At 70.0% G+C, this 26,542-nt stretch carries 21 protein-coding genes; 12 read left to right on the forward strand and 9 right to left on the reverse strand.

The features are described 5' to 3' along the window. Positions 1 to 80: 80 nt before the first annotated feature. The 3 genes from ACFYO0_RS12075 to ACFYO0_RS12085 form a co-directional block, all read right to left on the reverse strand. Positions 81 to 2,042 (reverse strand): FAD-dependent oxidoreductase, encoded by a 1,962-nt coding sequence (locus ACFYO0_RS12075; RefSeq protein ID WP_388673848.1) that lies wholly within the window; start codon positions 2,040 to 2,042, stop codon positions 81 to 83. A 54-nt stretch (positions 2,043 to 2,096) separates the two neighbouring features. Then, positions 2,097 to 3,251, reverse strand: a complete 1,155-nt coding sequence (locus ACFYO0_RS12080) for an acyl-CoA dehydrogenase family protein (RefSeq protein ID WP_388673850.1) — start codon at positions 3,249 to 3,251, stop codon at positions 2,097 to 2,099. Positions 3,252 to 3,436: 185 nt separating this feature from the next. Continuing rightward, positions 3,437 to 4,240, reverse strand: a complete 804-nt coding sequence (locus ACFYO0_RS12085; RefSeq protein WP_388673852.1) for an SDR family NAD(P)-dependent oxidoreductase — start codon at positions 4,238 to 4,240, stop codon at positions 3,437 to 3,439. Between the two features lie 97 nt (positions 4,241 to 4,337). On the opposite strand from ACFYO0_RS12085, the gene ACFYO0_RS12090 reads away from it, so the two are divergent. The 10 genes from ACFYO0_RS12090 to ACFYO0_RS12135 all read left to right on the forward strand — a co-directional run bounded on the left by ACFYO0_RS12090 (position 4,338) and on the right by ACFYO0_RS12135 (position 16,255). After that, positions 4,338 to 5,378, forward strand: coding sequence for an NAD(P)-dependent alcohol dehydrogenase (locus ACFYO0_RS12090; protein WP_388673854.1), 1,041 nt, complete (start codon positions 4,338 to 4,340; stop codon positions 5,376 to 5,378). 35 nt (positions 5,379 to 5,413) lie between these two features. Beyond that, a complete protein-coding gene (locus ACFYO0_RS12095; protein ID WP_388673856.1) occupies positions 5,414 to 6,784 on the forward strand; it encodes an FAD-binding protein in 1,371 nt (456 codons plus the stop codon). Continuing rightward, on the forward strand, positions 6,777 to 7,898 hold the full coding sequence (locus ACFYO0_RS12100; RefSeq protein ID WP_388673858.1) for an NADP-dependent oxidoreductase: 1,122 nt from the start codon (positions 6,777 to 6,779) through the stop codon (positions 7,896 to 7,898). The genes ACFYO0_RS12095 and ACFYO0_RS12100 overlap by 8 nt, the downstream gene beginning before the upstream one ends. A gap of 373 nt (positions 7,899 to 8,271) precedes the next feature. Then, complete coding sequence (locus tag ACFYO0_RS12105; protein ID WP_388673860.1) at positions 8,272 to 9,336, forward strand: ABC transporter substrate-binding protein; 1,065 nt, start codon at positions 8,272 to 8,274, stop codon at positions 9,334 to 9,336. A gap of 97 nt (positions 9,337 to 9,433) precedes the next feature. Beyond that, on the forward strand, positions 9,434 to 10,609 hold the full coding sequence (locus ACFYO0_RS12110) for an ABC transporter ATP-binding protein (protein WP_388673862.1): 1,176 nt from the start codon (positions 9,434 to 9,436) through the stop codon (positions 10,607 to 10,609). Between the two features lie 4 nt (positions 10,610 to 10,613). Next, positions 10,614 to 12,353, forward strand: coding sequence for an ABC transporter permease (locus ACFYO0_RS12115; protein WP_388673864.1), 1,740 nt, complete (start codon positions 10,614 to 10,616; stop codon positions 12,351 to 12,353). A gap of 21 nt (positions 12,354 to 12,374) precedes the next feature. Continuing rightward, positions 12,375 to 13,178, forward strand: a complete 804-nt coding sequence (locus ACFYO0_RS12120) for an SDR family NAD(P)-dependent oxidoreductase (RefSeq protein WP_388673866.1) — start codon at positions 12,375 to 12,377, stop codon at positions 13,176 to 13,178. A 38-nt stretch (positions 13,179 to 13,216) separates the two neighbouring features. Continuing rightward, on the forward strand, positions 13,217 to 14,419 hold the full coding sequence (locus tag ACFYO0_RS12125; protein WP_388674250.1) for an acyl-CoA dehydrogenase family protein: 1,203 nt from the start codon (positions 13,217 to 13,219) through the stop codon (positions 14,417 to 14,419). Further along, the gene (locus ACFYO0_RS12130; RefSeq protein WP_388673868.1) at positions 14,416 to 15,468 is read left to right on the forward strand and encodes a phosphotransferase family protein; all 1,053 of its coding nucleotides are present in this window, start codon (positions 14,416 to 14,418) and stop codon (positions 15,466 to 15,468) included. The genes ACFYO0_RS12125 and ACFYO0_RS12130 overlap by 4 nt, the downstream gene beginning before the upstream one ends. A gap of 34 nt (positions 15,469 to 15,502) precedes the next feature. Then, on the forward strand, positions 15,503 to 16,255 hold the full coding sequence (locus ACFYO0_RS12135) for an SDR family NAD(P)-dependent oxidoreductase (protein ID WP_388674252.1): 753 nt from the start codon (positions 15,503 to 15,505) through the stop codon (positions 16,253 to 16,255). 99 nt (positions 16,256 to 16,354) lie between these two features. On the opposite strand, the gene ACFYO0_RS12140 is transcribed toward ACFYO0_RS12135, so the two are convergent. The 4 genes from ACFYO0_RS12140 to ACFYO0_RS12155 all read right to left on the reverse strand — a co-directional run bounded on the left by ACFYO0_RS12140 (position 16,355) and on the right by ACFYO0_RS12155 (position 22,095). Next, a complete protein-coding gene (locus ACFYO0_RS12140; RefSeq protein WP_388673870.1) occupies positions 16,355 to 17,656 on the reverse strand; it encodes an MFS transporter in 1,302 nt (433 codons plus the stop codon). Between the two features lie 467 nt (positions 17,657 to 18,123). Beyond that, complete coding sequence (locus ACFYO0_RS12145) at positions 18,124 to 20,190, reverse strand: SpoIIE family protein phosphatase (protein WP_388673872.1); 2,067 nt, start codon at positions 20,188 to 20,190, stop codon at positions 18,124 to 18,126. A 461-nt stretch (positions 20,191 to 20,651) separates the two neighbouring features. After that, on the reverse strand, positions 20,652 to 21,455 hold the full coding sequence (locus tag ACFYO0_RS12150) for an SMI1/KNR4 family protein (protein ID WP_388673874.1): 804 nt from the start codon (positions 21,453 to 21,455) through the stop codon (positions 20,652 to 20,654). A gap of 217 nt (positions 21,456 to 21,672) precedes the next feature. Continuing rightward, positions 21,673 to 22,095: a secondary thiamine-phosphate synthase enzyme YjbQ gene (locus ACFYO0_RS12155; protein ID WP_388673876.1), complete on the reverse strand. Its 423-nt coding sequence runs from the start codon at positions 22,093 to 22,095 to the stop codon at positions 21,673 to 21,675. Positions 22,096 to 22,185: 90 nt separating this feature from the next. On the opposite strand from ACFYO0_RS12155, the gene ACFYO0_RS12160 reads away from it, so the two are divergent. Continuing rightward, positions 22,186 to 23,280 (forward strand): NAD(P)-binding domain-containing protein, encoded by a 1,095-nt coding sequence (locus ACFYO0_RS12160; protein WP_388673878.1) that lies wholly within the window; start codon positions 22,186 to 22,188, stop codon positions 23,278 to 23,280. A gap of 18 nt (positions 23,281 to 23,298) precedes the next feature. Here ACFYO0_RS12160 and mltG read toward each other — a convergent pair whose 3' ends face one another. Both mltG and ACFYO0_RS12170 read right to left on the reverse strand, forming a co-directional pair. Next, positions 23,299 to 24,132: an endolytic transglycosylase MltG gene (gene mltG / locus ACFYO0_RS12165; protein ID WP_388673880.1), complete on the reverse strand. Its 834-nt coding sequence runs from the start codon at positions 24,130 to 24,132 to the stop codon at positions 23,299 to 23,301. A 43-nt stretch (positions 24,133 to 24,175) separates the two neighbouring features. Then, on the reverse strand, positions 24,176 to 25,975 hold the full coding sequence (locus tag ACFYO0_RS12170; protein WP_388673882.1) for an ABC transporter ATP-binding protein: 1,800 nt from the start codon (positions 25,973 to 25,975) through the stop codon (positions 24,176 to 24,178). 95 nt (positions 25,976 to 26,070) lie between these two features. Between ACFYO0_RS12170 and ACFYO0_RS12175 the strand changes: the two genes are divergently transcribed. Continuing rightward, positions 26,071 to 26,520, forward strand: coding sequence for a MarR family winged helix-turn-helix transcriptional regulator (locus tag ACFYO0_RS12175; RefSeq protein ID WP_388673884.1), 450 nt, complete (start codon positions 26,071 to 26,073; stop codon positions 26,518 to 26,520). Positions 26,521 to 26,542: the final 22 nt, after the last annotated feature.

Below are 26,542 nucleotides of genomic sequence, written 5' to 3' on the forward strand. Positions count from 1 at the left end.
GACAGCGCAGGCGCAGGCCTCGGGCGGGAGCGCCACCGGCCGCCCGGCCCACTGCCGGATCGCCGCCCATGCGCGGATCGTCACAGCGGCCTCGCGGCGACGGCCTCCGCCGCCGCGCGGCCTTCCGCGACGGCGTGCGCGACACGGCGCGGCACGACGCAGTCGCCGATCGCGCGAACGGTCTGGTGGACGGCAGGGGCGAAGCCGGGACGGCGGGGCCGACGCTCGCCGACGGTGACCAGGACGTCGGCGGCGAGGTGCGTCTGTTGACCGTTCAGGACATGGCGCAGGCGCACACCGTCGGTGGTCGTCGAGGTCACGGTGCTCATCGCGACGACGCGCAGGGGCGCACCGGTGAACCGGTTCATCAACTGGGTGCGGTTCTCCGGCGACAGGCCCGTCGCGAAACCGGTGCCGGGGGTGATGACGGTGACCTCGCGGGCGCGGGCCGCCAGCGCGCTCTCCACGGCGCTGATGCCCTGCCACCACCCGAAGCCGTCGTCGAGGACGGCGACGCCGGACGCTTCCGGTACGACGTCCGGGTACCGGCTCAGGAAGTCCGTACTGGTGAGTGTCCGAAGCTCGCCCGGCACGTGGACGGACTCTTCCGCCGCGCCGGTGGCGAGCACGATCTGGGTGTACGCCGCCAGGTCGTTCGGCGCCGGGGAGGTCCCCAGCCGCACCCGCACGCCGAGGTCGGCGAGCTGATCGCGCTGGTAGTCGACGAACTTCTGCCAGCCGGAGCGGTGGGGGGCGAGGGAGGCGAGGCGTGCCTGGCCGCCGGCTCGCCGAGCCTCGTCGAAGAGCGTCACCTCCGCGCCGGAACGGGCGAGCGCCATCGCGCACTCCATGCCGGCGGGGCCGGCTCCGAGCACGGCGACTGGGCCGCCGCGGGAGCCCCGCCGGGTAAGCAACAGCGGGACGGCCGGGCGGGCGGCTGCTCCCGGCGGGCCCAGTTCGGGGTTCACCGAGCACGATCCGGTGGGCTCGAAGGTACGACAGCCCTCGTTGCAGCCCGTGCAGGGGCGTACGGATCGCTCGTCGCCCGCGATCACCTTGCGGGCGAAGTCGGGGTCGGCCATGAACGGCCGGGCCATGCCGACCAGATCGGCCCCCGAGTCCAGCGCCCGCTCGATGTCCGCGACCGACCGGAAGCCCTGGCTGACCAGGAGCGGCACCGCGACTGCCGAGCGTATGCGGGCCACGGACTCCAGCAGCGGCGGGCGGGTGGTGGCCATGCCGGGAACGTAGGTGTTGCGGACGCCGGTGGTGACGTTGACGTACGTGAAGGGCGCGGCGGCGCACAGGCGGGGCAGCAGCTCGATCAGGTCGCCCAGGCCGAGTCCGGAGTCCTCGCCGGGCTCCACCGACACCCGTAAGCCGATGGGGAGTTGACCGATCTCGGTCCGGATGGCGTCGATCACCTGGGCCGGCAGGGCGATGCGGTCGCCATACGCGTCGTCCCTGGTGTTGTTGACCCTGGAGAGAAACTGGGCGAGCAGATAGCCGTGGCCGGCGTGCAGTTCCACGCCGTGAAAACCGGCCTGCACACTGTTCGCCGCGGAGATACGGAAGGCGTCGGCGACACCACGTACCTCTTCGGTGCTCAGCGGGTGCGGCGCGGTCGCCTCGCGGGGCGAGCGGACGGCCGCGGCCGAGACCGGCGCGTAGAACGTGCCGGCGCCCAGGGTCTCCCGGCCGAGGTGGACGAGCTGTGCGACGGCCACGGCGCCGCCGTCGGTGATGGCCTCGGCGCGGCGGCGTACCGCGTCCTTGATCTCGGGGCGCCACGCTTCGGTCAGGTAGCGCTGCGGCAGCGTCGACTCGAGGGCCACGGCGGTGCCTCCGGTGATCACCATGCCGGCGCCGCCCTCGGCCAGCCGCCGCCAGTAGGCCGCGTCGGTCTCGGTGGGGGCGCCGTCGGTGACGGCGGCGGTGGCGTGTGCGGTGGCGACAAGGCGGTTGCGGAGGGTGAGACCGCCGAGCGTGAACGGTGCGGCCAGCGATGGTGCGGCGAGGGTGTGTGGGGTGCGTGGCGTCATGCGGCTCTCTTCGTTTGTGCTCTTCGCCGGTCTTCGTCTGTCTTCTTCGCCTGGTCAGGCGGCTGAACGGGTGCCGAGACCGATGAGTTCGGCGAGCCGGACCCGGTGCCGGTCCGTCGTGCCGAACAGGACCTCGCCGCTGCGTGCGCGGCGCACGTACAGATGAGCCGGATGCTCCCAGGTGAAGCCGATGCCGCCGTGCAGTTGGACGTATTCGGCCGACGCCAGGCGAAAGGTCTCGGAACAGACCACGGCGGCGGCGCAGGCGGCCACCGGCAGCTGCGGCGAGGCGTCGGCGACGCAGGCAGTCGCGTACGCGGACGCCGAGCGGGCCGCCTCCAGCGCGACCAGCACGTCGGCCAGCCGGTGCTTGACGGCCTGGAAGGAACCGATGGGCCGCCCGAACTGGTGGCGCTGCGCGGCGAATTCGACCGTGGCGTCCAACGCGTGCGCGCTGCCGCCGACCTGTTCGGCCGCCAGCGCGGCCCGCCCGGTGTCGAGCGTCGCCGAGACGGTGGCTTCGGTGCCCTCCGCCGTGCCCACGGTGATGGCCGGTGCCCCTCGGAACTCCACCAGCGCCTGACGGCGCGTCTCGTCCAGGACGCGTCGCGGAGTCCGATGGCAGGAGTCCGGTGCGGGCTCACAGGCGAACAGCCGCGGCCCCGCGGGCGTTCGAGCTCGTACCAGGATCAGGTCAGCGCCGGCCCCGTCGAGTACGAAGTCCACCCGGCCGCGCAGCACCCAGCCCGAACCTCCCTGCTCCGCGGTGACGTTGATGCTGTCGGGGCCGTCGGCGTCGGACCCGGCCACCGTCGCCGTGAGCGTGCCGTCGGCGATCCGCGGCAGATAGCGCTCGCATGCCGCGCGGTCGCCGCTGTGCAGCAGTGCGGGGGCGGCGAGGGCCACCGTGGGCAGCAGCGGCGCGCAGTACAGAGTGCGCCCTGATTCCTCCAGGGCCACGGCCAGTTCGGCGAACGTGAAACCCGAGCCGCCGTACTCCTCGGGAACGGCCAGCCCGTGGATGCCGATCTCGCCCGCGAGCCGCGTCCAGAGCGCGTCGTCGTATCCGCGCGGAGTGGCCAGATGCTTGCGGACGTCCTCGGGGCCGCTCGCCTCGGTGTAGAAGTCCCGCAGAACGGTGCGCAGTTGCCGCTGTTCGTCGGTCTCGGACAGCAGCTGGGGGTCGATCTCGGGGTGGCGACGGTGCATGGGGTCTCCCTCGTGCTCGTGTGCCGGAGAGCTGAGAGCCGAGAACTCAGAGCCGTGAAAAAACAGAGATATAAACTGAACTCAATTCGAGAACCTAGGCATAGACCTGCGAGACAGGCAAGACCCGTGCACGAGTTGATTGGGGCGCCTTCGGCTCACGGCGAGGCGGAGGCGGGCGGCGCCGCTCAGGCGGTGAACCGGCCGCCGTTGGCGAGCAGCACCGCGCCGACCAGGTTCGCCGCGGCATCGCTCGCGAGGAAAAGAGCGATGTCGGCGATCTCCTCGGGCGTCGCGTACGGACGCACCCGCGGGTCGGCGAAACCGGCGCGCAGCGCCCCGGGCGTGCGGGCCGCCATCCCAGTCTCCGTCGGCCCCGGAGCCACCACGTTCACACGGATCCCGGACGCGATGACCTCCTTGGCCACGGCCTGAGCCAGTGCGTGCACACCCGCTTTGGAGGCGGCGTAATGGGGATAGCCGACAGGGGTGTCGAAGGCCGAGGACGAGCCGATCACCACGATCGCCCCGGCTCCGAAGGGTCGCATGACCCGCACCGCCGCGCGCAGCACATGGAACGTACCGTCCAGGTTCACCCGCATGACGCGCCGCCAGGACGCTTCGTCGAGGGAATCGGTCAGCTCGACCGGCCGCCCCTCGACCAGCGCGTCCGCGATGCGCTGCTTGGCCTCGGGGTCGTCGACTCCGGCCGCGTGCACCAGGACGTCGAGACGTCCGTGCCGCCGCAGTAGGTCCTGGACGGCGGCGTCGACGCCCGCCGCGTCCGCAACGTCGCATGGGACCGCCTCAGCGGCGGGCAGTTCCTTGGCGACGGCCGCGGCACCCTCGCCGTTCACGTCGGCCAGGACGACGGCCCGCGCCCCTTCCGCCGCCAGCTGCCGGGCGACCGCCGCACCCATGCCTGAGCCGGCGCCCGTCACCATCGCGACCTTGCCCGCGAACCTGTCCGTCCTGGCGTCTCTGCGCGTCAAGCCAATCCCTCCTTCACTGCCTTCCACCTTCTATTGAACTGACTTCACCTCTGTTACCGTGACGGTCGCGGGGCTGACAAGACCTGGGACGGTGAAGATGAGGGCACTGCGGCTGACGGCGTGGGGCGAGTTCCCGACACAGACCGAGGTCGAGCAACCCGTCCCCCACGGCGCCGAGGTGCTGGTACGCGTCGAGGCCACGGGGCTGTGCCACTCCGACCTGCACGTCATCGACGCGGCTGCGGGAGCACTCCCCTACCGGCTGCCCTTCACTCTCGGCCACGAGGTCGCCGGGCGGACCTTGGCCCTTGGGCCCGACGCCGACGGGGTGGCGGTCGGTGACCGCGTGGTGCTGTACGGACCGTGGGGTTGCGGCGCCTGCGACCGTTGTACCGCGGGCCGGGACAACTACTGCGACCGGCGCGACACCCTCGCCTGGCACGGCGCGGGACTGGGCCGGGACGGCGGAATGGCCGAGTGCGTACTCGTTCCGTCCGCCCGCCATCTGGTGCCGATCGGCGACTTGCCGGCCGATCAGGCGGCTCCGCTCTCCGACGCGGGCCTGACGTCCTATCACGCCGTGGCCGGTCTCCGGCACGCGCTCGCAGAGGGCACCACCACCGTCGTCATCGGTGTCGGCGGGCTGGGTCACCTGGCTGTGCAGATCCTTCGGGCGACCACCCCTGGCCGCGTACTGGCGGTCGACGTCCGGGAAGAGGCGCTGGCTCTGGCGGACCGCTCCGGCGCGGACTTCGGCACCCTGATGCGGGCGGACACCGCGGGTGTCCTGCGGAAACGGAGTGGTGGCGCGGGGGCAGACGCCGTGCTCGACTTCGTCGGCACCACGCAGACGCTGGAACTCGCGGCCGGCATCCTGCGTCCGGGGGGTGAACTCGCCGTCGTCGGCAGCGGAGGCGGCCGGCTGACGGTCTCCAAGCCGGGCGTTCTCCCGCCGGGCTTCAGGCTCTCACTCCCCTTCTGGGGAACCCGCCCCGAGCTCGCCGAGGTCGTCGCGCTGGCCCAGTCGGGGGCGATCCACGTCGAGACGGAGCAGTTCCCGCTGTCCGCCGCACCGGAGGCGATCGGCCGGCTTCGCCGGGGCCGGGTGCGAGGGCGGGCCGTGCTCGTCCCCAACTGACCACGCAGCGCACGCCAAGAAGGGGTTGATTGCGCATGCCGGACCACCAGACGGTCGACCTGCTCGTCATCGGGGCGGGAATGGCCGGGCTGACCGCGGGCGCGAGAGCCGTACGCAACGGATTGTCCGTCGTGGTCGTCGAGATCGGCGACGACGTCGGAGGGTCCGCGCGCTACGCCGGTTACGCCTGGACCGCCCCGGGCCACGAGGAGATGGAGCGGCACAACCCGGGCGGAGACGCCTCGCTCAAGCGCGCCCTCGTGGACCGCTTCCAGGACGGCATCGCCTGGATTCGGAGCACGGGGGTCGAGGCCAAGGACGCTCAGCCCATCCTCAGCTTCGGCCAGGGGCACCAGTTCGATACCAATCACTACGTCGACACCTGCCGCCGCATCATCGTCGAGGCGGGTGGTGAGCTACTGCTCGCCACCGATACCGAGCGTCTCCGCGTGGAGAACGGCGCCGTGACCGGAGCGGAACTCGCCACGAGCGACGGCACGCGACGACAGGTACGCGCCACGTCGACACTCCTGGCCACGGGAGGCTTCCAGGGGGACGTGGACCTCCGCAACACGCTCGTCCACCCCCACGCCGACCGCATGGAACTGCGCTCCAACCCCCACAGCCGCGGGGCCGGCTACCGCTTGGCGACCGCCGCCGGGGCATCGGCCGGGCTGCCCGGGGCCGGCTTCTACGGACATCTGATCCCGAGCGGCATCCCGTTCGCGGACCCGTCGGACTTCGTCGACCTGTCGCTGTACTACAGCGAGCACGCCCTACTGTTCAACCTGCTGAGCGAGCGGTTCACCGACGAAACGCTGGGCGATCACCTGACGACGATGGCACTGATGGATCAGCCCGAGAACCGCGGGCTCCTTATCGCCGACGCCCGCGTGTTCCGCGACTGGGTGGTGGGTTCGTACGTGGAAGGGGCGGTCGCCGTCGACAAGTTCGCGCTGGCCGGCAAACGGGGCGGTCGGGTCGGTTTCGCCGAGGAGCTCGACGAACTCGTCCACCTTCCCGAGGAGTGGGGATACGACGGGTCCGCCGTCCGCGCGGCCGTCGAGCGGTTCAACGCCCAGACGGCGGCGGGTGAGGATCCGGCGCCGGGCCGCCGGCTCGACCGCCTGCCGCTCGACGAACCGCCCTACTACGTCGTCGAGGCGGTGCCCGCCATCACCTTCCCGTTCCATGGAGTACGCATCGACGACCGGGCACGGGTTCGAGGAGAGGACGGCGAGCCCATCGAAGGGCTCCTCGCGGCCGGTTCGGACACCGGAGGCCTGTGGTACCGGGCCTACGCCGGCGGCATCGCGTCAGCCCTCGTGTTCGGCCTCACGGCGGCCGGCACCGCGACGCTTCGCGCCGCGTCCCATGGGCAGGAGGGTCGCGGCCGACATGGATGACCGGATGCACTCCCTGGCCGAGTCGGGTCGAGCGCCCCGTGCAGACACGGCAATGATCGGCCGTGAGGTCTGGCCGGTCACCTATCCCCGCGGCGAGGTCCGCGCGTCGGACTTTCGCGTCGTCGAGGTCGAGGTGCGGCACCCACGGCCGGGCGAGGTGCTGGTCCGGAACACATGGACATCCGTCGACGCCGCCCTCCGACTGCGGCTCAGGGAGACGGCGCCACCGGGATACTTTCCGGCTTTCCCCCTCGAAGAGCCGATGGACGGGATCATGACCGTCGGGGAGGTCGTCGAGTCCCGCGCTGACGGGTTCTCCCCCGGCGACATGGTGTGGCACGCCTCCGGCTGGCGCGACTACGCCGTCGTCGAGGCGGGGAGGCAGGCCCTCGGCGGCGTCGGCACGCTCACGAAGCTCGACGTAGACGTTGCACCTCCCCAGGCGCACCTCGGCGCGCTCGGCGCCAATGGACTCACCGCCTACGCCGGCCTCTTCCACGTCGCGGACCTGCGCGACGGCGACGTCGTCTGGGTCTCCGCCGCGGCCGGCGCGGTAGGCAGCCTCGCCGCACAGATGGCGAAGATCCGCGGGCACCGCGTCATCGGCAGCGCCGGTTCCGACGAGAAGGTGCGCTACCTCCTGGAGGAGCTCGGCCTGGACGCCGCGTTCAACTACAAGCGCGGCCCTCTCCCCGGCCTCCTGCGCGAGGCGGCCCCGGACGGCATAGACGTGTACTTCGACAACGTCGGCGGCGGCCATCTCCAGGCCGCCCTCGGGGCGCTGCGGAGGTCGGGCCGCGTCGCGATCTGCGGCATGATCTCGGAGTATGCGGCCAAGGAGCCGCCGCACGGCCCCGGAAACCTCATGCTGGCGGTGACGAAGGGCCTGACGATTCGCGGCTTCCGGGCCAGCGGCCACACCCACTTGCTGCCCGAGATGAGCCGGCAAGTGGGCGCATGGGTCCGCGAAGGCCGCCTCCACTGCCGCGAAACGATCGTCGACGGGCTGCCGCAGGCGCCGTTGGCACTGGCGGGACTACTGCGAGGCGACAACACCGGCAAGACGCTTGTGCGGATCGATGGCGGCACGCATCGTGAGAACACCGTCGACTGAGGGCTGCCCCCGGGGGCGCCCGGCATACCGAGCCCAGCACCCTGTCGCCCGCCAAACTGAACTGAAGTAAGCCCAACAGCTGCCACCATGGGGTTGCCCGGTCGGACACCCCAGTCGCCCCCGCCCAACCCCGCGCGCAGACCGGGCAACGCCCACCTACTCCTGCGGCAACCGATGCCACGAAAGCCACGGCACGCGACTCCCCCGAACCTTCCACCAATCCTTCCGTCGCACGGCTGCGCATACTATTGCCTAACCGAGTTCAGTTTGGTAACTTCCACGAAATCTTGGCCATCCGGCCACCGTTCAGCGCAAAGTCCGCTCGGTTGTGCGCCGGTTCGGCCGGGGGCCGGTTCACCTAAGGGAGCCGAGAATGAGATCAGATCCGCGACGGCGCGGGGCTTTGCTCATCGCGCTGTCGATCACCACACTGCTGGTCGCCGCGTGCGGCGGCGGCAACGCCAACAATGCCGAGTCCAAGGTCGTGCCCGCCTCGGCGGGCATCGACGAGCTGGTCGCAGCAGCGAAGAAAGAAGGACAGCTCACTGTCTACTCGGCCCAGGATCTGACCGCCCTCAACAACCTCGCAAAGGCGTTCGAGGCCAAATACCCGGGCATCGACGTCAAGACCGTCCGGGGCGTCGACGGTGACCTCGGGGTGAAGGTCGAGACGGAGTTCAACACCGGCAAGGGCATCGCCGACATGTACGTCAGCGCGAGCCTGTCCTGGGTGAAGCCGCAGGCCGAGGCCAAGCGGTTCCTGGCGCCGACCGGCCCCGAACTCACCGGCAAGGGCGACTACGACGCCAAGCAGTACGTCCACGACGGCAACTACTTCGAGACCAACTCCGCCGTGCTCACGTTCGGCTGGAACACCAAGCTCCACTCCCAAGGGCTGACCGACTACCCGGACCTGCTCGACCCGTCCCTCGCCGGCGGAAAGATCGGCGTCATCGAGCCGACCGCGCCCTCGATCGTCGACTTCTACCTGTGGCTGGAGGAGACGTACGGCGCCGACTTCGTGAAGAAGCTGGCCGCCCAGAAGCCCCGCATCTACCCCAGTGCCCTGCCCATGGGTGAGGCGATGCAGTCCGGCGAGATCGCCGCCGGCAGCTTCGTAGCGCCTATCACGCTCGATCCCGCCAAGAAAAAGGGTGCACCCGTCGACTACCGCATGCCGCCGAACGGCGTGTGGGGTGCCCGGTACTACGGCATGGTGCTGTCGACCGCCCCGCACCCCAACGCCGGCCAGTTGTTCGCCAACTTCATGGTGACCGCCGAGGGACAGAAGCTGATCACGCCGTCCGCCGGCTCGGTGCTGCCCAAGGTTCCCGGCACAGTGATCACCAACGACAAGGTACGGGTGCAGGATCCGGCCAAGCTCACGCCGGAGGCCGTGGCCGCGTACCAGAAGAAGTGGAAGTCCCTCTTCCAGTAGGGGCGGTGGGTGCGTCGGCCGGTGCCGGTGCACAGCAGTGTGGGCACCCATGCCGACGGTGCCCACTCACTCGATCTTTGGATGTGAGGAGTCCCCCGTGTCCCACGTGCGCATCGAGGGTCTGACGAAAAGGTTCGCCGGCAAGCCGCCGGCTGTCGCGGTGGACGACTTGTCGCTGGAGATCGAACCGGGCGAGTTCATCGTTCTGCTCGGCCCGAGCGGCTGCGGAAAAACCACGACTCTGCGCTGTCTGGCGGGTCTGGAGACGCCCGACGAGGGAGGTATCTCGCTGGGCGACCAGACAGTGCTGGATGTACGAGGGAAGGTCAACCTCCCTCCGAACAAGCGCCGGATCGGGATGGTGTTCCAGTCGTACGCGCTGTGGCCGCACATGACGGTGCGCCGCAACATCGGATATCCCCTGAGGACCAGACGGGTGCCTCGTGAGCAGGCGCGCACGCGGATCGAGGAGGCGGCGGAGCTCGTCGACTGTGCCGCCCTGCTCGACCGCTATCCGGCGCAGCTCAGCGGCGGCCAGCAGCAGCGGGTCGCCCTGGCCCGCGGTCTGGCCGCCCAGCCTGACCTGGTGCTCTTCGACGAGCCGCTGAGCAACCTCGACGCCCGGCTGCGCGACCAGGTACGCGCCCAGCTGCACGAGTTGCACGCACGACTGGGCTTCACCGCCGTGTTCGTCACCCACGACCAGAGCGAGGCGCTGGCGCTCGGCGACCGTCTGGCGATCATGAAGGCGGGGCGGATCGAGCAACTGGACACACCGGAGCGGGTCTTCGAGGAGCCGGCCACCGAGTACGTCGCCGGCTTCATCGGGATGTCGAACCGGCTTCCACTCCGGCGTCAGGGCGAGGGATGGGCCCTCGCCTCCCCATCGGGAGCCGACGGCCAGGCGGGTGCGGCAAGCCAGACCTTGGTGGACGAGCTCCCGGTGCCCCGCTCGCACAGCGAGATCGCCGCGCGGCTGCGCCCCGACGAGCTTCAGCTCTGTCCCGCCGAGGAGAAACCGCCGGCCCACAGCGTCGGCCTCCCGGCTGAGGTCGTCGACGCGCAGTTCGGCGGGCGTCACATGGACGTGGTCGTCACCATCGCGGGCAGCCGCCTGCACGCGCGGGCGCCGTTGACCGGCAAACCATGGGCCCGAAGTCTGTCGCGCGGGCAGCAGGTGACCGCGTGGTTCGCCAAGGACGCGGCCATCTACTACGACGCCGACGGGGTACGGACAGCCGGGCACGCCCCCGCCGCGGCATTGGGAGCGTGACGTCGTGGCCGCACCCGCCGTACCCGCCCTCTCCCCCACGACGACACCACCGCACCCGGCCCCGCCGCATCAGACGGCACTGACCCGTGCGCGGCGCCACCTGCCACGGCTGGGCGCGCTCGCCTTCCTGGCTGCCATCGGCTACCTGGTGATCGCTCCACTGGTGGGCCTGCAACGGCTGGCGTTCGAGGACGACGCCCGTGGCTACAGCGCCGCCTTCGACAGCCCGGACATGGCCGAGACGCTGCGCACGACGGCAGGTATGGCGCTGGGTTCGCTGGTCATCGCACTCGTCCTCGGCACCTTCCTTGCCTGGGCGGCGACCCGCCTGCCACCCCGCCTGCGGCTGCTGCGCGTCCTGCCGGTCCTGCCCATCGTGGTCCCGGCGGTGGCCGCGGTGACCGGCTGGGCGTTCTTGTTCTCGCCGCGCCCCGGCTACCTCAACGCGGCGCTGCGCAACCTGCCCTGGTGGGACCATCTCGACGAAGGCCCCGTCGACATCTACACGCTGCCGTGGATCGTCCTCATCACCGGCTTCGGCCTGACCGCCTTCGTCTACCTCTTCGTCAGCGCCGGCTTCGGCAACATCAACGCGGAGCTGATCGAGGCGGCACAGGTCAGCGGATCGTCACCGGCCGGTGTGTTCTTCCGGGTGACACTGCCGCTGCTGCGCCCGGTCCTGGTGTACGGGGGTTTCGTTGCTCTGCTCCTTGGACTCGGCCAGTTCACGGGACCACTGCTGCTCGGCAGGAACAACGGCGTCAACGTACTCACCACGGACATGTACGTCGCCGTGTCGCAGAGCCCGGTCGACTACGGCAGGGCCGCCGCGATCGGCTCACCCCTGCTGCTCTTCGGCATCGCCGTCGTGCTCTTCCAGAAGGTCATCCTCGGCGACCACAGCCGCTTCGTCACGCACGGCGGCAAGGCGTTCCGGTCGGGCGGACGGCCGTCGTGGGTGGCGGTCACCGGCATCCTCCTCTACGGCCTGGTGGCGCTGGCGCTGCCGCTGGGCGCGCTCATCGTCGTATCGCTCTCCGCCTTCTGGAGCGGCAGGATCGAACCGAGCGGGTTCACCCTCGACAACTTCCGGCGCGTGTTCCAGGAGTCGGGGATCACCGACGCGATCGTCAACAGCCTCGTCACCTCGGTCATCTCCGTCGCCATCGCGCTGCCGCTCGGCTTCGTCGCCGCCTCACTGCTGCTCAAGGGGCGCCGGTTCCGCATCATCCGGGCCGCGGTCGACTTCATCGTGGCGATGCCCCTCGGAATCCCCGCAGTGGTCTTCGGCGCCGGTTTCCTGCTGACGTACAGCCGCGAGCCGTTCATCCTGTACGGCACCCGAACGGTGATCGTCCTCGTCTACGTGACCCTGATGCTGCCCTTCGCCACCAGGATGCAGCTGTCCGGAATGGTGGCGCTCGGCGACACGTACCTGGAGGCATCGCGTACCAGCGGCGCGGGCGCGCTGCGGACCAACACCGAGATCGTGCTGCCACTGTTGCGCCCGACACTCGCGGGTGCCGGAGCGCTGATGTTCGTGCTGCTCACCCACGAGTTCACCGCGTCGCTGCTGGTACGGGCACCCACGACGCAGGTCATGGGCACCATCCTGTTCGACTACTGGGCCAACGGTTCCTATCCGCTGGTGGCGGCCATCGCGCTCGTCATGACACTGGTGACATCTGTGGGCGTCTTCGTCGCCATGTCCGTCGCGGGCTCCGACATCTTCGAGAAGCTGTGAGCAGGGGGCAGGGACATGGGCATGGGCTCGCTCGACGGCAAGACAGTCCTCGTGACAGGCGCGGGCCAGGGCATCGGACAGTCGATCGCCGTGGAGATGGCGCACCAGGGCGCGGCGGCGGTCGCGGTCGCCGACCGGAACGAGGCAACCGCGGCCGAGACGGCCGACCTCGTACGCACCGCCGGGGCCGAGGCGGAGGCAATCGTCTGCGACCTGCGCGAGCGCGACCACATCGAGGCGATGGTGGCCCGCACGGCGGAACGGTTCGGCGGGCTCGACGTCCTCGTCAACAACGCCGGCGTGGTCGAGGCCACGCTCGTGGACCGGCCGGAGGACCGCGCGGTCGACACGCTCCCCGAAGAGGTCTGGGACGCGGTCTACGAGGTCAACCTCAAGGCTGTCTGGCTCACGACGAAGTTCGCCGCGCCCCACCTGCGGCGCTCCACCCGTGGACCCGCGATCGTCAACACGGCCTCGGTGTCCGGGCTCACCGGTTTCCCCCTGGCCCCTGCGTACGGCACCACCAAAGCGGGTGTCATCCACCTCACCAAGGTCACCGCTGTCGACCTGGCGCCGGTGCGCTGCAACTGCTTCTGCCCCGGCGTCATCGAGACGCCCCTGGCGCGGGACTTCTTCGAGGCGGCCGACGACCGCGACGCCATGGAGCGGGAGTTGACCGCGCCGCAGCTCGTACGGCGACTCGGGCGGCCGGCGGAGGTGGCGAAGCTGGCCTGCTTCCTGGCCTCCGACGACGCGGCGTTCATCACCGGCACCTCTTACGTCATCGACGGCGGGGCGCTCGCGTGGCGTGGGGTCAGGGAGTGACCTCGTACACCACCAAGTACAGGATCGAGAGGGGCCGTATGGCCATCGAGTTCGACATCGACCGGGACGTCGCCGACATCGCGCGGCGGACCGCCGACTTCGTCCGGGACACCGTTCTGCGTGCGGAGGAGGACTGCCACGGGGACGTGCACGCGGGCCCCGAACCCCTGCGGCGCGGGCTACAGGAGGCGGCCCGCGCAGCGGGGGTGTTCGCTCCCCATGTCCCGCGGCGGTGGGGAGGGCTCGGTCTGGATCTGCGTGGTCAGGCGGTCGTCTTCGAGGCCGCGGGATATTCGCTGCTGGGCCCTCTGGCCCTGAACTGCGCGGCGCCCGACGAGGGCAACATGCATCTGCTGGAAGCGGTCGCCACCGAGGAGCAGAACGCTCGCTTTCTCGCTCCCCTGGCGGCCGGTGAGGCGCGGTCGTGCTTCGCGATGACCGAGCCCTCCCCCGGCGCCGGCTCCGACCCACGGGCGCTGGCCACCACGGCGGTCCGCGTCCCCGGCGGATGGCGGATCAACGGCCGCAAGTGGTTCATCAGCGGGGCGGACGGGGCGGCGTTCGCCATCTGTATGGCGCGCACCAGCGGTGAGCCCGGTGATCCGGGCGGGGCGACGATGTTTCTGGTCGGCGCCGACAACCCGGGCATGAAAGTGGTCAGGAACATCGGCACGCTGGACCGGGGCCTGTTCGCCGGTCACAGCGAACTCGCCTTCGACGACTGCGAGGTGAGCGACAACGCGGTGCTCGGCGAGGCCGACAAGGGATTCGAGTACGCACAGGTACGTCTCGGGCCGGCCCGGCTGACGCACTGCATGCGGTGGCTCGGGGTGGCCCGCCGGGCGCAGGACATCGCCCTGGACCGGGCCGCCACGCGCACGGCCTTCGGCGGTCCACTGGCCGAACTCGGCATGGTGCAGCAGCAGTTGGCCGACTCGGAGATCGACATCGAGACGAGCCGAGCGGTGCTCTGGCGTGCCTGCTGGGAACTCGACCAGGGCAGGCCCGGCGCCCAGCACACCTCCATCGCGAAGACCTTCGTGTCCGAGGCCGTGGGCCGGGTCGTGGACCGCGCGGTCCAGATCTGCGGGGCGCTCGGCATCTCGGAGGACACGCCGCTGGCCGCCCTCTACCGGGAGGTCCGGCCGTTCCGCGTCTATGACGGGCCGTCGGAGACCCACCGGTGGGCCATCGCCAAGCGCGCGGTCCGGGCCGCACGGGAGCGAGGGGGTGTGCGGTGACGGCGACCGGCGACGCCACTCTGGCCGGGGTGGACCTGGCCGCACTGCAGCGCTTCTTGGAGCGCGAGGTCCCGCAGTGCGCCGGCCCTCTGGACGTCCGCCTGCTGCTCGGTGGGCGCTCCAATCTCACGTACCTCGTGACCGACGGCATCCACCGCTGGGTGCTGCGCAGGCCACCGCTGGGCACGCTCACGCCCACCGCGCACGACATGGACCGCGAGTACCGCGTCATGGCCGCGCTCGCCGACACGGAGGTCCCGGTGCCGCGGACCGTGCTCTCCTGCGCCGACGAGTCGGTGATCGGCGCGCCGTTCACCGTCGTCTCCTTCGTCGACGGCGAAGTGCTGCGGGACGTCGAACGGGCGGCCGGGCTGTCCGCCGAAGATGCGCGGCGGTGCTCCGAGGCGCTGGTCGATCAACTGGCCACGCTGCACGCGGTCGATCCGTACGACGTCGGGCTGGGCGGATTCGGGCGCCCTGCCGGATATGTGGAGCGGCAGGTGCGGCGATGGCGCGGCCAGTGGGACCGGGTCGCCACCCGTGAACTGCCCGAACTGGACGCGCTGCACCGAAAGTTGGAACGGGGACTGCCCGTGGTGCGGGACGACGGTGCCGCGGCGGCGGTCCTGCACGGGGACTACCGGCTGGACAACGTCATCCTGAGCGCCGACGCCCCGGGTCGGATCGCCGCGATCGTCGACTGGGAGATGGCGGCCCTGGGCGATCCGCTCGCCGATCTCGGCCTGCTCCTCGTCTACTGGGACCCGGCGTGCGAGCCGGTCCTCGGCGACGGGCATGTCCCGGCGGCCAATCCGGGCTTTCTCTCCGCACCCGAGCTGGCGGAACGGTACGCGGCGCGATCCGGCCGCGATGTGTCCGCGCTGCCCTTCCACCGCGCCCTCGGGTACTTCAAGCTGGCGGTCATCGCGGAGGGAATCCACGCCCGCCATCTCGCCGGGCAGACGGTCGGCCCGGGCTTCGACCGGGTCGGCTCCGCGGTGCCCGCGCTGCTGCGCTCCGGTCTGTCGATCGATGCACCGGGCAACTGATGTGCCGCGTACCTGAGAAGGGGTGTGAGCAGTGGTGAGGGAAGACCGGCTCTCGGGAAAGGTGGCGCTGGTGACCGGTGCCACCGGAGGCATCGGCGAGGCGATCGCGCGGCGGCTGGCCGCCGATGGCGCGACCGTCGTGGTCACCGATCTCGACGAGGACCAATGCGAGAAGCTCGCAGGGGAACTGCCGGGCGGCGCCCTGGGGTTGCGCCTGGACGTCACCGACGAGACGGCCTGGGAAACGGTCGTCGCCCGGGTGACCGACCGTCTGGGAAGCCTGTCGGTGCTGGTCAACAACGCGGGGATCGCCGCGATGGGCACGGTGGAGACCGAGACCCGGGAGACCTGGGACCGGGTGATCGGGGTGACGCAGACCGGGGTGTGGCTCGGCATGAAGCACGGCGGCCCGGCCATCGAGCGCTCCGGCGGCGGCTCCATCGTCAACATCGCCTCGATCTTCGGTACCGTCGGCGGCTTCGGCGCCCAGTTCTCGTACCACGCGGCCAAGGGCGCCGTACGGCTGATGACCAAGAACGCCGCACTGCACTGGGGCGGGCGAGGTGTGCGGGTCAACTCGCTGCATCCCGGTTTCATCGAGACGCCCCTGTCGCGGGAACTGTGGCAGGGCACGCCACGGCTCACCGCGATGATCGAGGGCACCCCGCTCGGGAGACTGGGCACGACCGAGGAGGTGGCGGGCGCCGTGGCGTTCCTCGCCTCGGACGACGCGGGCTTCATGACCGGCTCGGAGCTCTACGTCGACGGAGGCTGGACCGCGCGCTGAACAGCTCAAGCTACGCCGACTTCGGCGCCGGGACCGATACGCGGTCGCCGGCGTCGACGTCAGTATGTGTCAAGGGTGCGGCGCCCAGGACGGTCGGCGTCATACATCCTTGCGGACGGTGAGCAGGGCACCGATTCCGATCAGGCAGACCAGCATGACGAAGAACGCCGGGGAGAGCAGGTTCCCGGTCCGCTGGACCAGGAAGGTCGCGATGTACGGAGCCGTACCGCCCGCGAGGACGGTGCCGATGTTGTACCCGATCGCCATCCCGGTGTAGCGGACCCGGCGTTCGAACAGATGCGGCCACAGACTGGCCGCCGGAACCTGCACGAACGCGCTGCTCAGCATGAAGAGCAGGTAGGCCAGGCCGGCCAGAGCCAGGCTGTGCCGACCCATGAGCATCATCGCGGGGTAGGCGGTCACCAGGAATCCCAGCAACCCGAACAGCAGGATGCGACGGGAGCCGAACCGGGTGGCGAGCCAGCCGGCCGGCACCATGAGCAGCACGGTGACGAGGACGACGCCCGCACTCAGCCAGAGCACCTGTGTGGAGTCGTACCCCAGGTTGTTCGAGAGATGGATGCCGATGTACGTCAGGCCGAGGAAGATGGCGCCGCCCTGTGCCATGGACAGGCCGATGGACTGCAGCAGCGCCGCGCGGTGGGTGGACAGGACCTCGCGGATCGGAGCCGCGGGGATGTCGGCGCGCCGTGCGGCCTCCTCGAATTCCGGGGTGTCCTCGATCCTCAGCCGGGCCCACAGGCAGAACAACGTGAGCGGCACGGCCATCAGGAAGGGCAGCCGCCAGCCCCAGTCGGCCATCTGATCCTTGGTGGCGAGCGCGGAGATCACGCCGGCCGTGGCAGCCGCGAACATGAACCCGAGGTTGGACCCGATCGGCGTGACGGCACCGAGGAAGGCCCTGCGCCGGGGCGGCGCCGACTCGTAGATGTACGTGTAGGCACCGACCGACTCCCCACCCGTGGAGATGCCCTGCACCAGCCGGGTGAGGAGGAGCAGCACAGCTGCGGCCACACCGATCTGACTGTAGGTCGGCAGCAGTCCCGTGATGCTGCTGGCCACTCCCATGCACAGCACCGAGGAGACCAGCGCCTTGCGACGTCCCCATCGGTCGCCCAGCCACCCGAAGAACACGCCACCGACCGGCCGTACCACGAGGCCGGTGGCGAACACCGCGAGCGCCGCCAGGAGCGAGGCGGCCGGATCGTCACTCGGGAAGAATTGCGGAGCGATCACTACGGCGAGATAGCCATAGACGCTGAAGTCGTAGTACTCGATCAGGGTGCCCAGGCTCCCGGCGAGCATCGCGCGGCGCACCGTAGGCGGATCGTACGCCGCTGACTCCGCCCCTGATTTGGCGGGCTGCTGCGTGGCACTCATCCTCCGACTCTCCTTCCCACGGCACGGTCCCGTACCCTGCCGACGCCCGGGACGGTACAGAACTGAACTCAGTACAGCTAGCCCTAGTACACGGATTTTCCCGAGAAGCGGGGATGAAAAGTCGAAGTGGAGACCATGCGCGCGAGCAGGGATCGCGAAAGATGCAGCCTGAACAGGCCATTGTCTTGGGCGGCATCACCGAGGTGCCGGACATGGTCACCACATCTGCACGGTACGACTTCCAAGGTTTTGAATTGGATTCAGTTTGCCGGGATCTCGTTACGGCGACGCGCGCAGAGCTCGACGAACGCGTCCGCGGGGTCCTGATTCGGATGAACACGCCCGCGCTACCGACGCATGACCCACGTCGCGCTTCGAATCGCTGCCGGATCCGCCTCGGCGTCCCCGTCCACGGCGACGATGCCGGTCACCGGCCCAGCGACCAGAGCCACCGCCGCCGCTGTGCATCAACTCCTGCGCCGGGCGAGGAGCAGCGCCACATCGTCGTCCGGCTCTCGGCTCAGGGCGCCGAGCAGCATGTCGCAGGTCTCTTCCAGGGGGAGGCGGGTGTCGTCCAGCAGGCGTAGCAGGGTCTGCAGTCCTGCGTCGATAGGCGTTGCGTGGCTTTCCACCAGGCCGTCCGTGAACAGTGCGAGCAGTGTGCCTTCGGCGAGTTCCCGCTCGTCGGCGCTGAACGGCACTCCACCCACCCCGAGTGGCACTCCTCCGGCGATGTCGAGGAATGCGGCTTTCCCGTCCGGGTCCACCAGGACTGGCGGCAGGTGGCCCGCGCGGGAGACCTCGCATCGGCCGTGCCACGGGTCGCAGACGACATAGAGGCAGGTGGCCAACGTGTCGGAGTCGCCGAGGGAGGCGGCGATGTCGTCCAGGTGGTGCAGCAGCTCGGCCGGAGGGAGGTCGAGTCGGGCGAGGGCGCGAGTGGCCGTGCGGAGCTGTCCCATGATTGCTGCGGCGTGCACGCCCTTGCCCATCACGTCGCCGACGACCAGGCCGACCTTGCCGTCCTTGAGGGGCAGCACGTCGAACCAGTCCCCGCCCACTTCGCTGACCGCAGGCAGATAGCGGGAGGCGACCTCGATGCCGCCGTGGTGCACTGGCTCCTGGGAGAGCAGGCTGCGCTGAAGAGTGAGCGCGGTGGTCCGTTCGCGCTCGTACATCCGGGCGTTGTCGATACAGATGGCGGCGCGTGTGGCCAGCTCGGTGGCGAGTGTGAGGTCCTGGTCGTCGAACGGCCGGGGATTCACTGTGCGGCACAGGCTGAGCGTGCCCAGTACCTCGCCGCGGGCCACCAGGGGAGTGGCCAGACAGGAGTGGACGCCGGCCTGCCGCAGGATCTCGGCGGCGGAGTCGTCCCTGGCGATACGCCGTAGCGCCGTGTTGTTCACGTGTTGCAACAGGATCGGCCGCGCCTCTCGTACGCACTGGGTGATCACCCGTGACGAGCTGTACGACGCCGGCTCGCCGACTGGACCCGCGGCCTTGATCGCATCGGTGGGATGGCCGGCCTTGAGGGCGAGCGCCCAGAAGTCGAGGGAGCCGTCCGCCCGCACTGGGGCCGCGCCGCCAGGGTTGACCACCGAGTCGAGTACGTCGACGGTCGCGAGGTCGGCAAGCTCCGGAACAGCCACGTCCGCGAGTTCAGATGCCGTCTGGCGAAGGTCCAGCGTGGTGCCGATGCGGACGCTGGCGTCGGCTATGACCGCCAGGCGCTCCCGCGCTTTGGCAACCTCGGCCGCCGCCCGCTGCCGCTCGGAGACATCGAGTACCGCCATCGCCAGGCCCAGCACACGCCCGTTCGGGTCCTCGATCCGGCGATAGGACTCGGAGTAGGCATGGTCGTCACTGTCCGCGACCGTCCGGCCGATCGTCTGCTGATCCAGCAGTGGCTCGCCGGTCTCGAGGACCTGCCGCATCCGCGACTCGATGGCCTGAACGTCGAGTGCCGGCAGCACCTCGCCGACGCGGCGGCCCAGCACGGCCTCCTCGGGGACGCCGTTGATGCGTTCCAGTGACGGATTGACACGCACCCACCTCAGATCGGTGTCGAACACCGCGATACCCACCGGCGACTGGTTGACCAGAATGTGGGACAGGGCCAGGTTCCGCTCCACGTTCCGTACGGTCTCGGCGTCAGTGCCCAGGCCCAGGGCATGAATGTCACCGCGTGCATCGCGCAGCTGCATGGTGCGGAACTCCACCCACCGCGACGAGCCGTCCTTGTGGAGCACCGGAAAGACTCCCGCCCAGCGCGTCCCGGTGCGCACGCGCTCGAACAGCTCGCGAGCCCGGGACCGGTTCTCCGGGGCCACCAGCAGCGCGCCCGCGTCCCGGCCCAGTGCTTCTGCGGCGGAGAAGCCGAGCAACGACTCGGCCTCGGGACTCCACAGCGCAATCCGGCCGTCGCTCCCCAGGACGAGGGCTGCCACGCGCAGCAGATCGAGCAGCACACCAGGCGCAGCGCTGACGCCGTCCTGCCAGCCGTTCCCGGTCCGAGTCTCTCGCTCCTCAGGCATACCGGACGCTCCTTCCGGCGGCAGCGCGATCCCTGGGCCCGTTCCGCCGGGCTCCTTGTCAGTCATACCTCTCCCCCCGGGGCACCGCACGCTAGGGCCAGCTGCGCCGTGCGGGGCCGGCCCAGTCTCACGGGGAGGACCGGAAGCGCGGGGGCGGACAGCAGGCCGGAGGACATACCCCGGCACTCGATCAGACGGCGCCTGCCTCGCCGACGAGGCGCAGACCCGGATTGACGGCCGCGAGGGACGAGTTGGGGCGGCATGGCTGGTCGGCCGGGACGGCCCACCGTCCCCTCGTTCTCGCGGTGTGGCCTCAGGGCGTCGGGCTACTGCTGTGCCACGAGGGCGTTCGCCACCTTCTCGGCTCATACCGCATCGCCACCGCCCCCGAGCGGAACTCCAGCCGACTCACGACAGGCGCTGCCAACCAGGCTGCGGATGCGGTTGGCGGCGGGGTTCGGTCAGCCGCCTTCCCGGTAGTTCATGAACCAGTGGGTGTCGAAATAGCGGGCCATCGTGAACGGGTGGTGCCGGTCGATGAGGATGCGGCAGACGAACTCCGCGGCCTGGCAGTCGAAGGGGACGTACTCGCCGTCGAAGGACCGGACCACGACGGGCCAACGGTCGGGGTCATGGCCGTCGGCCCTCCAGCAGTACAGGTCCTCGTGCTCCGTGCCCGCCCAGATGAGCAGACCGTCCGTCCTGAGGTTCGTCCACGGCTCCTGGCTCAGGTCCAGATATCCGTCAAAGGCGCCCTCGCCGAACGTCTCGACCATGCGCTTGTAGTCGCTCGGCAGCGCGGTGCCCAGGCGCGCCTCCACCTCCGTCCAGTCCACGTCCGGCCGCTGGGCAGGCTGTGTCCAGCCGGTGATCCGTCTGAGCCGCTCCATCCAGTCGACGTCCTCGTCCTCGTCCGGAGCGGCCGTCAAGGGTTCTGGCACTTCCCTGTGAGCGACCACCAACACCGGCCGCTCGGCCCCCTCGGTGTCCCGCGCCGTACCCGTGCCGACCCACTGATCCCCGTACGCCCACGCCCTTATCGTCACGGCCCGGTCCTCGAAGGGGACGAGGAGGTCCGCGCCCCTGGACTCGTCGACCGTCGGATCGGTGAAGCCGTCGAGGACAAGGGTGCGCGGGGCGCCGTACCTGCTGTCGAGCAGGTCGGTCAGGTCCTGCGGGTCCAGGTCGCTGGGCAGGTACATGTAGCCGTCTCCCGGGCCGAGCTGGGCCAGCAGGTCGTTGACGGTCGCTTGCGTGAGCTCCATGGCGGACAGTGAAGCGCACCGCACTGACAACGGACGTGCTGTGGAGGCTGGCGGCAGAGCTACCGATCGACAACGGCCTTCATCCAACAGCGCCGCATGAGGCAGTCCTGGAGGGGACCATCCCCGCACCGGCGCGGATGGTCCCTCGCAAAGCCGGGATGTCGCTGGACGCTTGGAGCGGCCGGACCTCACACCTACGGTCGTCACACCCCGGCCCTCAGCCAAGGAACGACAACCGAACCATCCTGTTTGAATTGTCCCGATTTGTATCGACCAGGCACACCGACTGCCAGGTCCCCAACTCGAGGCGGCCCCCCAGGACCGGCAGCGTGGCGTGCGGAGGCACGAGCGCGGGGAGTACGTGGTCACGGCCGTGACCGGGGCTGCCGTGGCGGTGCTGCCAGCGGTCGTCGGCGGGGAGCAGGGTGTGGAGGGCGGCGAGGAGGTCGTCGTCGCTGCCGGCTCCGGTTTCGATGATCGCTACTCCGGCGGTGGCGTGGGGCACAAAAATGTTCAGCAGGCCGTCGCGGTCGCCCGCCGCCTCACCGAGGAAGGCCTCGCATTCGTGGGTGAGATCTACGACCGTCTCCGAGGAGCCGGTGGCGACGTTCAGTACGCGGGTGTTGAAGGCATCGGACATGAGTCAATCCTGGCGCACCGGCCGGCTTCGGTGTCCCGGCCGGTCGCCCGGCTCGGGAAGATCCGGACCTCCCGTCGAGTTAGTAGAAGCGTGAACGAAACCGGGGTACAGGAAGCGGCACGAGAAGTCGACGTGGTCGTCATCGGCGCCGGGCAGGCCGGACTGTCCAGCGCCTACCACTTGAGGCGCACCGGCCACGAGCCGGAGCGGGACTTCGTGGTTCTGGACCATACGCCGCAGCCGGGCGGCGCATGGCAGTTCCGGTGGCCCTCGCTCACATACGGCAAGGTGCACGGGATGCACTCGCTGCCCGGCATGGAACTGACGGACGCGGACCCGGACCGCCCGTCCTCCGAGGTCATCTCGGAGTACTTCGACGCCTATGAGCGCGCCTTCGGTCTTCGGGTGCGGCGACCCGTCGACGTGCGGGCCGTACGCGAGGGCACAGGCGGGCGCCTCCTCGTGGAGACCTCGACGGGGACCTGGTCGACGCGGGCGCTGATCAACGCGACGGGCACCTGGGACCGGCCGTTCTGGCCTCACTATCCAGGCCAGGAGACCTTCCGGGGACGGCAGTTGCACACGGCTCAGTACCCCGGCCCCGAGGAGTTCGCCGGGCAGCGGATCGTCGTCGTGGGCGGCGGCACCTCCGGCACGCAGCACCTGATGGAGATCGCGCCGTACGCGGCCGAGACCACGTGGGTGACACGGCGACCGCCGGTCTTCCACGAGGGGCCCTTCGACGAGGGCGCGGGGCGGTCCGCGGTCGCGCTGGTGGAGGAGCGGGTCCGGCGGGGGCTTCCGCCCCAGAGCGTCGTCTCGGTCACGGGGCTGCCGCTCAACGGCACAATCCGGCAGGCGATCGACGACAGGGTCCTGGACCGTCTGCCGATGTTCGACCGGATCACTCCGGACGGCGTGGAATGGAACGACGGCCGTCGCGTGGACGCCGACGTCATTCTGTGGGCGACCGGTTTCCGCGCGGCGATCGACCATCTGGCACCCCTGCGGCTGCGTGAGCCGGGCGGTGGCATCCGAGTCGAGGGGACACGTGCGGTCGCTGATCCGCGCGTCCATCTGGTCGGGTACGGGCCGTCGGCCAGCACGATCGGCGCCAACCGCGCCGGGCGCTCAGCGGTACGGGACATCCGCCGACTGCTGGCACAGGTGCCGGTCGCCGCGTGAGGTCCGCTGCACCGCGGCTCAGCGGGACGCGGACGCGCTCGGACTGTTCCGGTTGAATTCCGCGACGTTCTTCTGGTGTTCCGCGTAGTCGGCCGTGAAGCGTGTGTCGCCCGGCTTGACCGTGACGAAGTACAGCCAGTCGCCCTGCGCCGGACTGATCGCGGCACGCATCGCGTCCTCGCCGGGGTTGGCGATCGGCGTGGGCGGCAGGCCCATCCGCTGGTACGTGTTGTACGGGCTGTTGAGCTTCGTGTCGCGCTCGCTGGTGCGGAGCGTGGTGCGGTTCAGCGCGTAGTTGATCGTCGAGTCCATCTGAAGCGGCATACCGCGGGCGAGGCGGTTGTAGATGACGCGCGCCACCTTGCCCATGTCCGCTTCGGTGTCCGCCTCGGCCTGGACCATGCTCGCGACGGTGACGGTCTGATAGACGTTCATCGCGTTCCGCTCGGCCCCGGCCGTTACCGTGCCGCCGCTGAACTTCTTGTTCGCCGTATGGACCATGTACGCGAGCAGGGAAGCCGGAGTCGACTTCTCGTCGACCGGATATGTGGCCGGGAAGAGGTAGCCCTCGGGGTTGCCGCTCGCGTCCTCGGGAAGCTCGAGGCGGGCCTTGTCCAGGGACTTCTTGGTCGTGCCCGCGGGCAGGGCGAGAGCCGTGTCGACGGCCTTGTACACCTGGCGGGCGCGCCAGCCCTCCGGGACAACGAGTCGCTCAGGTCCCCGGGCTTCGTCCGTGCTCAGCAGTGGCACCGCCACGGCGGTGGCCGCCATGACGGCTCCGGTCGCGATGAGAGCGATCCGGCCTCGGCGCGTCAGTCGAATCGTTCTCCGTGGCGGAGTGTGGGTCTGCATGCGGGCACGCTAACCCGCATAAGGACATAAACCCGGCATATCTTCATCTTGTTGGCTCCAGTTGGGCGTCCCGCCGCACCAGTGCGGCGTAACGGCCCTCGTGCTCCAGCAGCTCCTCGTGCGTGCCGCGCTCGACCGCGCGTCCGGCGTCCAGGACCACGATCTGGTCGGCGCCCCGAATGGTGGACAGCCGGTGCGCGATGGTGAGCGTGGTCCGGTTGGCCGAGAGGGCGTCGATGGCCTCCTGCACGGCACGCTCGGTCCGGGTGTCCAGGGCGCTGGTCGCCTCGTCGAGGATCAGTACGGGCGGGTCGCGCAGGATGGTGCGGGCGATGGCGAGGCGCTGCTTCTCGCCACCGGAGAAGCGGTGTCCCCGCTCGCCCACCATCGTGTCGTACCCCTCTGGCAGGGACGCGATGTGGTCGTGGATCTGGGCGGCCTTCGCGGCGGCATGCAGTTCCTCGTCGGTGGCGTCCGGCTTGGCGAAGCGCAGGTTGTCGGCGACGGAGGCGTGGAAGAGGTATGTCTCCTGGGAGACGACGCCGACCGCGCGCGCGAGGGTGTCGAAGTCCAGGTCCCGGACGTCGACCCCGTCGAGTGTGACGCGGCCGCCGGTGACGTCGTACAGCCGTGGCACGAGATAGCTGAGCGTGGACTTTCCGGCGCCGGTGGTGCCGACGACGGCGAGGCTGCCGCCCGCGGGGACGGTGATGTCGATGCCGTCGAGTATCGGACTGCTCTTGTCGTCGTAACGGAACTCGACGTCCTCGAAGCGCACTTCGCCCTTGACCTGGTCGAGGCGGACCGGGCGCTCGGGCTCGGTGATGTCGATGGGCAGGTCGAGGTACTCGAAGATGCGCTGGAACAGGGCGAGCGAGGTCTGGATCTGCACACCGGTGGACAGCAGGCTGACGGTCGGCCGGAACAGGCCCTGCTGCAGCGAGACGAAGGCGACGAGCGTGCCGATGGAGACGGCGGGTCCGCCGAACTGGAACGCCAGGCCCGCGGTCCAGTAGATGACGGCGGGCATGGCGGCCATGACGATCGAGATGACGGCCATGCGCCAGCGTCCCGCCATGTTCGACCGCACTTCGAGGTCGACGAGACCCTCGGACTCGTCCGCGAAGGACCGGGTGAGCGAGTCGGAACGGCCCATGGTGCGGCCGAGCAGGATGCCGCCGACGGAGAGCGATTCGGTGACGGTGGCGGCCATCACGGCCATCTGCTTCTGCCGCTGGGTGGTGATCTTCTTGCGTTCGTTGCCGACTCTGCGGCTGATCCATACGAACAGGGGCAGCAGAAGCAGCGAGACGACGGTCAGCCGCCAGTCCAGGGCGACCATCGCGACGATCGTGGCGATGACGCTGGTGAGATTGGAGACCAGTGAGGTGGCCGTCGAGGTGACCGTGGCCTGCATGCCGCCGATGTCGTTCGCGATACGCGACTGGACCTCGCCCGTGCGCGTTCTGGTGAAGAAGGCGAGCGACATGCGCTGCAGCCGGTCGTAGACGGCGGTGCGCAGGTCGTGCATGACGCGCTGCCCGACCGTCGTGGAGATGAGGGTCTGCAGGACGCCGAAGACGCTGGTGAGTACGGCGCTGAGGATCATCCCGAGCGCGAGCAGGCTCAGCAAACCGGTGCGGCCCTGCGGGATCGCGGTGTCGAGGATCTCCTTGAGCAGGAAGGGCGTGGCGACCGAGACCAGCGACGCGGCGCCGACGAGCAGGCCGACGACGGCGAGCCGGCCGCGGTAGGGATGGAAAAGCTTCAGGATGCGGCGCACCTGCCGCGGCTGTCCGGGCTCGGCGGGCGGCGGTGTCCAGGTGAGTTGGTCGGGAGGCATGGGCTCCTACGGGATGTGGGACGAAGATTGACTGAGGGAGCATAGCTCATTGTTACCTATACTCACAATGCACTACGTCCTGATATTGTTCCCGCATGAACACCCCCGACGCCGACGGCGTGCTCGCCGAGCAGCTGCTGCGGTTGACCCGTCGTGTGCACCGCATCCAGAAGCGTCATCTTCAGCAGCGCGGGCTCGGTATCACTCCGGCCCAGTCACGGCTGTTGCGCACCCTCGCGCCCTACGCTTCGCCACCGCGCATGACCGATCTGGCCGAGCGTCTGGAGGTGGTGCCCCGGGCCGTGACGACGCTGGTCGACGGTCTGGAGGCCAGCGGCAAGGTGCGTCGGGTACCCGACCCGACCAATCGCCGGGTGATACGGATCGAGCTCACGGACGACGGGCGCCGGGCACTGCGCGAGCTGCGCGGCGCGCGCCGGGCCGCGGCGGAGGACATCCTCGCCCCGCTGACGGACGAACAGCGCAAGGTGCTGGGCGGGTTGCTGGACACACTGGTCGACGGGATGCCCCCAGTGGAGGACTGAACAGAGCGGGGCCCGGCGTGCG

Origin of the sequence: Streptomyces sp. NPDC006365 (assembly GCF_042870755.1) — a bacterium.
Lineage (GTDB): Bacteria > Actinomycetota > Actinomycetes > Streptomycetales > Streptomycetaceae > Streptomyces > Streptomyces xiangluensis.

Bases quoted from the DNA above. Each gene is read 5' to 3' on its own strand.
- ACFYO0_RS12125 (WP_388674250.1), top strand. From the start codon at position 13,217: ATGGCCATCGAGTTCGACATCGACCGGGACGTCGCCGACATCGCGCGG.
- ACFYO0_RS12150 (WP_388673874.1), bottom strand. From the start codon at position 21,455: ATGGAGCTCACGCAAGCGACCGTCAACGACCTGCTGGCCCAGCTCGGC.
- ACFYO0_RS12095 (WP_388673856.1), top strand. From the start codon at position 5,414: ATGCCGGACCACCAGACGGTCGACCTGCTCGTCATCGGGGCGGGAATG.
- ACFYO0_RS12100 (WP_388673858.1), top strand. From the start codon at position 6,777: ATGGATGACCGGATGCACTCCCTGGCCGAGTCGGGTCGAGCGCCCCGT.
- ACFYO0_RS12145 (WP_388673872.1), bottom strand. From the start codon at position 20,190: ATGCCTGAGGAGCGAGAGACTCGGACCGGGAACGGCTGGCAGGACGGC.
- ACFYO0_RS12105 (WP_388673860.1), top strand. From the start codon at position 8,272: ATGAGATCAGATCCGCGACGGCGCGGGGCTTTGCTCATCGCGCTGTCG.
- mltG (WP_388673880.1), bottom strand. From the start codon at position 24,132: ATGCAGACCCACACTCCGCCACGGAGAACGATTCGACTGACGCGCCGA.
- ACFYO0_RS12155 (WP_388673876.1), bottom strand. From the start codon at position 22,095: ATGTCCGATGCCTTCAACACCCGCGTACTGAACGTCGCCACCGGCTCC.
- ACFYO0_RS12140 (WP_388673870.1), bottom strand. From the start codon at position 17,656: ATGAGTGCCACGCAGCAGCCCGCCAAATCAGGGGCGGAGTCAGCGGCG.
- ACFYO0_RS12170 (WP_388673882.1), bottom strand. From the start codon at position 25,975: ATGCCTCCCGACCAACTCACCTGGACACCGCCGCCCGCCGAGCCCGGA.
- ACFYO0_RS12175 (WP_388673884.1), top strand. From the start codon at position 26,071: ATGAACACCCCCGACGCCGACGGCGTGCTCGCCGAGCAGCTGCTGCGG.
- ACFYO0_RS12120 (WP_388673866.1), top strand. From the start codon at position 12,375: ATGGGCTCGCTCGACGGCAAGACAGTCCTCGTGACAGGCGCGGGCCAG.
- ACFYO0_RS12075 (WP_388673848.1), bottom strand. From the start codon at position 2,042: ATGACGCCACGCACCCCACACACCCTCGCCGCACCATCGCTGGCCGCA.
- ACFYO0_RS12090 (WP_388673854.1), top strand. From the start codon at position 4,338: ATGAGGGCACTGCGGCTGACGGCGTGGGGCGAGTTCCCGACACAGACC.
- ACFYO0_RS12080 (WP_388673850.1), bottom strand. From the start codon at position 3,251: ATGCACCGTCGCCACCCCGAGATCGACCCCCAGCTGCTGTCCGAGACC.